The sequence below is a fragment of the Rossellomorea vietnamensis NBRC 101237 genome (assembly GCF_001591825.1).
In the GTDB taxonomy this organism is placed as follows: Bacteria; Bacillota; Bacilli; order Bacillales; family Bacillaceae_B; genus Rossellomorea; species Rossellomorea vietnamensis.
In genome coordinates this window covers 1-1090 of the sequence record NZ_BCVQ01000108.1, presented here as the reverse complement: position 1 = coordinate 1090, position 1090 = coordinate 1, and the positions used below count along the sequence as shown (strand labels likewise).

General features: G+C 35.6%; 1 protein-coding gene. It reads right to left on the bottom strand.

Going from position 1 to position 1090, the window contains the following annotated elements; all coding sequences use genetic code 11:
* Positions 1-1023: IS5/IS1182 family transposase (locus BVI01S_RS21825; protein ID WP_061811545.1), on the bottom strand; the 1023-nt coding region annotated here is incomplete at its 3' end.
* Positions 1024-1090 lie beyond the last annotated feature (67 nt).

The following is a 1090-nucleotide window of genomic DNA, read 5'->3' as shown; positions in this document are numbered from 1 at the left end:
TTCTTTTCTTCTGCCATGTGTTATAAGGGGATGTAGTTTAGAAATGAGCTTAAGTTTTTCTTTATTGGCATATATGAGATTTTCTTTTCGAGAGTAAGCTTTGTCACCAATGACTGCCTCTATTTCCACCCCATTTTTTTTCGTTTTATCAATTAAGTCAGGCAGATAGTTACCATCCGATTTTTCGCCAGAAGTAATAATAGCCGCTGTAATGATTCTTTCATCCGAAAGGGCGAGATGGGTCTTATATCCATGGAAAGAATGGTCTTCAGATTTGTGTCCAACTCTCGCATCAGGATCCGTTGAAAAATGGGTATTATGCTTACTATCTTCAACGGCTTCTTTTAAAATGTTTAGCTTTTCCTTCACGGAAGGAACTTTTGCGATTTGTGGAGATTGTTCAACCACAGACACTAACTGTTCGGTGTATGTAAGTTCTTCTTGGTAACCGCCGTCAACTGGTTTACTAGGGAAAGCTTCTTTCATTTTCTCATCATATTGGTAAATCGTCTTACGAAGCTTTTTGGACAATTCTTGTAAGTATTGTGCAGCTGATTTTGAGTTATATCGAGAACTAGTATGAGTGGCGTCTAAGATAATGGATTTTCCTAATAAAAGATTGTGTTCAAGGGCTATTTCTACCGTCTTTCCGATTAGTAAATCAAGTAATTTCATATCCTTAATACGCAGTCTTCGAAATTTAGTAAGAGAACTTGGGTCAATTACAGGCTCCTCAGGAGCCATATCTAGGAAGTATTTAAATGACAAATCGTATTGAGATCGTTCAACAACATCGACATCTGATAAGTCATAAAACACTTTCAATAAGAGGTATTTGAACATTCGAATGGGTGGTATGGCGTTTCGACCATTATCAATACTATAATTTTTTTTAAGTTCATCCAAAATAAAGGAGAAGTCAACGAGTTCTTTTGTTTGGCGCAGTAGGTTATCTTTTGGAACTACCAGGTTGTACAACTCGTAATATGGACTTAAAATTAATTCCTCTTGTTTTGATAACATTGAGAACACCACCTATTCACTAATACTTTAATTATAAAATAAAACAGTCAGACAATCTTCATTTTCT